At 70.9% G+C, this 6,214-nt stretch carries 6 protein-coding genes; 3 read left to right on the top strand and 3 right to left on the bottom strand.

The features are described from left to right. Nucleotides 1-22: 22 nt before the first annotated feature. Genes WA788_RS34895 through WA788_RS34885 form a run of 3 tightly spaced genes read right to left on the bottom strand, consistent with a single transcriptional unit; the run spans nt 23 to nt 1,966 of the window. The gene (locus WA788_RS34895) at nt 23-865 is read right to left on the bottom strand and encodes an aminoacyl--tRNA ligase-related protein (RefSeq protein ID WP_335984395.1); all 843 of its coding nucleotides are present in this window, start codon (nt 863-865) and stop codon (nt 23-25) included. After that, nucleotides 865-1,104, bottom strand: a complete 240-nt coding sequence (locus tag WA788_RS34890) for a hypothetical protein (RefSeq protein WP_335984394.1) — start codon at nt 1,102-1,104, stop codon at nt 865-867. The genes WA788_RS34895 and WA788_RS34890 overlap by 1 nt, the downstream gene beginning before the upstream one ends. Further along, on the bottom strand, nt 1,094-1,966 hold the full coding sequence (locus tag WA788_RS34885) for a diiron oxygenase (protein WP_335984393.1): 873 nt from the start codon (nt 1,964-1,966) through the stop codon (nt 1,094-1,096). Before WA788_RS34885 ends, WA788_RS34890 begins: the two co-directional genes overlap by 11 nt. A gap of 276 nt (nt 1,967-2,242) precedes the next feature. Here WA788_RS34885 and WA788_RS34880 point away from each other — a divergent pair, with 276 nt between their 5' ends. The 3 genes from WA788_RS34880 to WA788_RS34870 form a co-directional block, all read left to right on the top strand. Then, a complete protein-coding gene (locus tag WA788_RS34880) occupies nt 2,243-3,871 on the top strand; it encodes an AMP-binding protein (RefSeq protein ID WP_335984392.1) in 1,629 nt (542 codons plus the stop codon). Nucleotides 3,872-4,147: 276 nt separating this feature from the next. Further along, nucleotides 4,148-5,107: a 3-oxoacyl-[acyl-carrier-protein] synthase III C-terminal domain-containing protein gene (locus WA788_RS34875; RefSeq protein ID WP_335984391.1), complete on the top strand. Its 960-nt coding sequence runs from the start codon at nt 4,148-4,150 to the stop codon at nt 5,105-5,107. 64 nt (nt 5,108-5,171) lie between these two features. Continuing rightward, a partial coding sequence (locus WA788_RS34870) for an SDR family oxidoreductase (RefSeq protein WP_335984390.1) occupies nt 5,172-6,214 on the top strand: 1,043 nt, incomplete at its 3' end.

Below are 6,214 nucleotides of genomic sequence, written 5' to 3'. Positions count from 1 at the left end.
TCTCGGGTCCGCACGGGTTCGCTCACGACAACGGCCACTTGGCGGTCACCTCCGCGGCCAGGGCCCGCAGGTCGGGCCAGGAGGCGGGGTCCTCGCCGTGGGTGCCGAGGATCGCGGCCAGCCACCGCTCCAGTCCGAACGCGACGCACGCGGTGTGCGCGTCCTTGCCGTCCCTGGTGATGCCGAACGCCTCGCCGAAGTGCTCGTGGTGCAGGTTCACCGACGAGATCGCCAGGTCCCCGTAGGTCGCCTCGCGCTTGACCGGGCTCAGCTTCTGCATCAGGAACGCCGGGTTCTGCTCCGGCTCGAAGAACGGGTCGGTCGCGTGCTCCCAGGAGACGTCCAGGCCGGCCAGCTCGAAGAGCAGCGTGACCGCCTCGCTGGTCTGCCGCGCGAACTGCGCGGTCTCCTCGGCGGTGCCCACGCACACGATCTCCCGCATGGTGAACGACCACTGGCGGCGCAGCGGCACGTACTCCCGCTCCCGCCGGTAGCAGGTGTTCACCGTGGTCAGGTAGAGCGGCTCGGCGAGCGCCTCGCCCTCGTGCGCCGGGTAGAGGTGGTAGCAGGCGGCCGGGGTGAGGATCTCGTCGGCCGGGCCGAGGAACGGCCGCGGGTCCTGGTCGGGGTCCTCGGCGAAGCCGCTGATGCGGTCGGGCTCGAGCCCGACCGCGAAGGTGGCCTGGTGCGGGAAGGACCGCAGGTAGCCGGTCTTCCGCAGCACGGCGGCCGGCAGCGTGGAGGGGTGCCGTTCGCCCTGCGCCCCCCACACCCCGGCCAGTTGGAGGAACGCCGCGTCCGCGTCGCCGGCCAGCCGCAGCAGCTCGCCGGAGAGCGAGACCTGCCCGGAGCCGTGCCAGCGCATCACGACTGCGTCCCGAAGCGGGTCGCGAGCGTGTCGATGTCGCGGAAGTCGGTCGGACGCAGGTCCTCGACGTCGATCGGGGTGCCCCGCAGCCGCTCCATCAGCAGCAGCAGCTCGGGGATGTGCACCGAACGCAGGGTGCGGTCGGCGAAGATCGGGCTGTGGTCGGTGACCTGCACCCCTGACTTCTCGCTGACCCACGCGCGCAGCTCGGCGCGGAAATCCGGCTCAGAAAGCATCGACGGGCTCCTCGGGAAGGATCTTTTCGGTGGCGAGGAAGCCGAGGCACTTGGCGGTGACGGTGCGGCGGTGCTCCCGCTGCGCCGGGGAGTTCCACGCGCTCTCGGCTACTTCCCAGGGGTCGGCCAGTCCGGCGTCGGCGTAGACGTCGGGGTTGTAGTACTCCCGCCAGCTACTGGTGATGAACGCCGCGAGGTGGCCGCGGACGTCGTCGACGGTCTGTGCGTCCCACTGCTTGGTCCGCCACAGCTCGGTGACCAGGTTGCGCCCGAAGATCAGGTGCCTGGCCTCCTCGACGTGGTGGTTGCGGTTGATGTACCTGGCCACCGGGTGCAGCCGCTCGTCGCGGGCCTGGAGCCAGTTGTAGTGGTCCACGATCTCCTCGAAGACCATGGTCTTGGCGAAGAAGAGGAAGTCGCCGACGTCCCGCGGCACTTCCTCCTCACCCACGGAGAACTGGCGGCTGCGGTACACCCGCGCGTAGCGGGTGCAGAAGCCGCCGAAGAAGATGCTGTGCTTGTTCTCCTCGTCGAGGAAGTGATGCAGGTAGTCCGCCACCTGGATCATGTCCTTGCGGTACAGCCGCTCGGCGAGGCCGGCCATCAGGCCCTTCTCGCCGTGGATGTTGAGGCTGTAGAAGTTCACCGCCTCGTGGAACGCCAGCCGCTTGCGGTCCGCCTCGGACATCTTGTCCCAGTACGGGGTGCCGTTGAGGCTGAGGAGTTCGGGGGAGGAGAACCAGTCCACGCCGGGGTCGACGGACTCCGGCCAGTCCAGCGCGGTGTACGGGTTCTGGTACGAGTGCTGGGACACCTCGCTGAGCCGCCGAGCCACCGCTGCCACGGATTCCGCGAGGCTCATGTCTCGTCTCCCGTGCGCCCATGCAGCCGATCACTCATGTCGCCTCCAGAGACGGAAATAGCAGCGTCGTCGCGGCTTTCAATGCCGTTGGGCGTCAGGTAGGACTTGAACGAATCGATATCGAGAGGTTCCAACATCGAGCTCCCGTCTTCGGGCCGGGTCTGCCGCCCGTTCCCGCGAATTGTGTGGGCGGAATCATCGATGGAGCGAGCGTAGGCCGGGTGACTCAGGCAAATCCCTAGTCAATATCGCCGCCAGGTCGTGCAGGATGGGCGCATGTCGATACTTGGGTGGCTGAGTGCGCCGTCTCCCGGCCGCGGCGTGTGGTTCGCCGGGGAGCGTGACGGCTGGGAGCGAGTGGAGTACGCCGAGCTTGCCGAGGACGCGCGCAGGGTCGCGGCGGACCTGGCCGCGCGGGGCGTGGGCCGCGGCGACGTCGTCGCGATCGCCCTGCCGGGCAACCGCGACGGGCTGGCCGCGCTGTACGGCGCCTGGGCCGCGGGCTGCTGCGCGACGATGCTGCCGGTGCCGGGGTACGGGGCGGGCGCGGAGTACACCGCGCACACCGCCGCGATCCTGGCGCAGGCGAAGCCCGCGGTGACCTTCGCCGACGCCGAGTCGGCGCCGCTGCTGGCCGAGGTGACACCGGTCAGCGAGGTGCGGCGGGATGCCGGCAGCCCGGCGCAGGTGCAGGAGCCGGGCCGGGTCGCGGTGCTCCAGTTCACCTCGGGCACCACCCGCAGCCCGCGGGCCATCCAGGTCACCTGGGACAACATGGACGCCAACTTCGCCATCCTGCGCCGCTGGATGCGGTGGCAGGACGGCGACGGCATGGCGTCCTGGCTGCCGTTCAACCACGACATGGGCCTGCTGACCTGCGTGATGACCGCCGACCGGCAGGGCGACCTGTGGCTGATGCGGCCCGACCAGTTCATCCGCAGCCCCGAGCGCTGGCTGTCGTGCCTGAGCGCCGGCAAGGCCGCGCACTCCGGTGCGCCGTCCTTCGGCTTCGGCTACGTCGCGCGCCGGCTGCGCCCGGAGCAGTGGGCGAAGCTGGACCTGTCGGGGTGGCGGACGGCGGTCGTCGGCGGCGAGGTGCCCGACCCGGGCGCGCTGCGCGCGTTCGCGGCCGCGGCCGCCCAGGCCGGGTTCGACCCGGCCGCGCTGCACCCCGCCTACGGGCTGGCGGAGAACACCTCCGCGGTCACCGCGGGCGCGGTCGGCCGCCCCGGGCGGGTGGCGCGGCCGGACTGGGAGCAGATGCGGTTCGGCGAGCCGGTGACCGTACTGGAGACCGGTCTGCTGCTGCCGCCGGCCGGCGCTGTGACCCCCGAGGCCGGCGACGGTACCGGCTGGCTGGCCGGCCAGGGCTGGCCGCTGCCGGAGGACGGTGTCGGGGTGGAGATCGCCGACGCCGAGGGGAAGGCGCTGCCCGAGGGCTCGCTCGGCGAGATCGTCATCACCGGCAGCTCGGTCACCGATGGGTACGTCGGCGAGGAGCCGTTCGACGGTCCGCTGCACACCGGCGACGCCGGGTTCGTGCACGACGGCGACCTGTACGTGCTGGGCCGCATGGGCGACAGCCTCAAGGTCCGGGCCCGCACGGTGTACGTGGAGGACCTGGAGTTCAAGGCCCGCGAGGCGGCCGGCCTCAACCGGCTGGCCGTGGTCAGCATGAGCGACGGCGGCCGCCCCGGCGTCGCTGTCTTCGCCGAGGCCGAGCCGGGCCCGTGGGCGGACAAGGTCACCCAGGCGCTGCGCACCGAGCTCGGGCCGGACCCCGAGATCGCCGTCATCTCCGGCGAGCACGGCCTGATCCGCCGCACTTCCAGCGGCAAGCCGCAGCGGCGCGCGATGTGGCAGCTGTGGTCGGCCGGGAAGCTCCCCGGCACCCGGATCGTGTGAGCCCCGGGCACTGACCGGCACCGGGCACCGAACACCGGACACCGGGCGAACGGGCAGCTTCCTGTCGCCGAACGGGCATTGCCGAATTACGGCCGGCCGCCGGCGTGTTCCGCCGGCGGCCCGGCGCCTGAACGCGGAAACAGCGAGCCGGCCCCGCGCGGTCCCGGACTGACTAGGGATTTACCTGAGCCGCCGGACCTATGCTCGTCCCATCGATGATTCCGACCACACAATTTCGCGGCGCCAGAGAAGGCCCGGCGCGAAGACGGGAGTTCGATGTTGGAATCCCTCTACATCGATTCGTTCAAGTACGCGCTCGGTGAACGGAAAAGCAGTGTCGACGAATCCGCGGCGGCGGGCCGGCTTTTCTCGTCCGCCGAGGACATGAAGGCCGCCGGATTCCGCTGGCACTACATGTGTGAGCCGGGGACCTCGGCCTACGACCTGGCCTGTTCCGCGGTCCGCCCGATCGCCGACAAGGCGGCCGGCGCCGACGCCATCGTGTACGCCACCTGCCTGCCGCTCAACGCCAACGTGGGCAGCGACGAGGAATGGCGCAGCAGTCGGGACGTCAAGCACCTGATGGACTTTCCGGTGAGCCGGCTCCAGGCCGACTTCAAGCTGGACGGGGCGATCGCGATCGGCCTCAACCAGCAGGCGTGCACCTCGATGCTGGGTTCGCTGCGGATCGCGGGCGCGATGCTCGCCACCGAGCCGACCTGGGAACGCGTGCTGTGCGTGACCGCCGACCGGTTCCCGGAGAACGCGGTCTACGAGCAGGCGTACAACGTGATCTCCGACGGCGCCGCCGCCTGCGTCGTCAGCCGGCAGCCGACCGAGGGCGGGTTCCGCCTCGTGGCCAGCCACCAGATCACCAACGGCGGTCTGGGCATGGCGAGCGACGACGAGACGGTGGGCAGCTACTTCAGCTACATGCACCGGCTGATCGCGCAGACCCTCAAGCGCGCCGACCTGCAGGCCACCGACCTGGACTGGGTGATCACCCAGAACACCAACGACGTGGCCTGGACGGTCCTGGCGCACCTGTTCAAGATCGACACCGAGAAGGTGGTCAGTGTCACGCTGCCCGACGCCGGGCACGTGATCTCCGCCGACAACGTGCTGAACCTCGCCGCCCTGGTGGAGTCCGGGCGGATCAAGTCCGGCGACCGGCTGCTGCTGACGATGGCCGGCTTCGGCCTCAACTGGCAGGCCACCATCCTGGAGGCGGTGTGAGCGGCCAGCGCCGGCCCCGAACGTACGCCGACCGCCCCGTCCGCCTCGCGGAGGTGACCGTCTCATGACCGTCCTGGTAACAGGTGCCGCCGGCTACGTGGGCGGCCTGATCGTCAAGGCCCTGCGCGAGCACGGCGGTTACGGCGACGTCCTGGCGTACACCCGCGCCGAGGCGGACCTCACCGTGCCCGGCGCCCTCGACGGGGTGCCGACCGCGGGCCTGACGCACATCGTGCACGCCGCCGCGGTCACCAAGTTCGCCGTCCCGCGGGAGACCGCGAAGGCGGTCAACATCGGCGGCACCGCGCAGGTCGTCGAACTGGCCAAGCGCTGCCCCGACCTGGAGCGCGTGGTCCTGCTGTCGACCCTGTACACCGCGGGCCTGGCGGTCGGCGACATCGCCGAGGAGCCCGCCGGGCCGGTGCTGGAGCCGCGCACCGCCGCGGACGGCGCCGACGGCGCGGACGCCGAGGCGGCCGAAGACACCGTACGGTTCGCCAACTACTACGAGTGGTCCAAGCACACGGCCGAGCGCCTGGTGCAGGAGAGCGGGCTGCCGGCCACCATCGCCCGGGTGCCCACCATCATCGCCGACGACGACAGCGGCCGCGTCACCCAGTACAACGCCGTGCACAACACGCTCAAGCTCCTCTACTACGGGCTGCTGTCGCTGATGCCGGGCCTGTCCGACATCCCGGTCTCCCTGGGCACCGGGGAGTTCACCGTCAACGCGACCATGGCGCTGCTGGCCGCCGAGCCCGGCTACTACCACGTCTGCCCGGACCTGGAGCAGACCCCGCGGCTGGGCCGGATCGTGGACCTGATGTTCACCGCGTTCGAGCAGGACTCCAGCTTCATCCGGCGGCAGATCCTGCGGCCGCTGCTCGTCGACGAGGCCGCCTTCGCCAACCTGATCAACGGCCTGCGGACCCTGCCGCACGGGCCGGTGCTCGACGCGCTCGAGTCCGTGTCGCCGTTCTCCGCGCAGCTCTTCCGGCCGAAGGTCTTCGGCAACACCCGGCTGCACAAGGCGTGGCCGGGCTACCAGGCGCCCGACCCGGACGCGCTGGTGTCGCAGACCGCGGAGTACCTGGTGCGGACCCGATG

The sequence above is a fragment of the Streptomyces sp. CA2R106 genome (assembly GCF_037034245.1).
Lineage (GTDB): Bacteria > Actinomycetota > Actinomycetes > Streptomycetales > Streptomycetaceae > Actinacidiphila.
The sequence above is the reverse complement of the archived record's forward strand: the minus strand, read 5'-3'. Positions and strand labels throughout refer to the sequence as shown.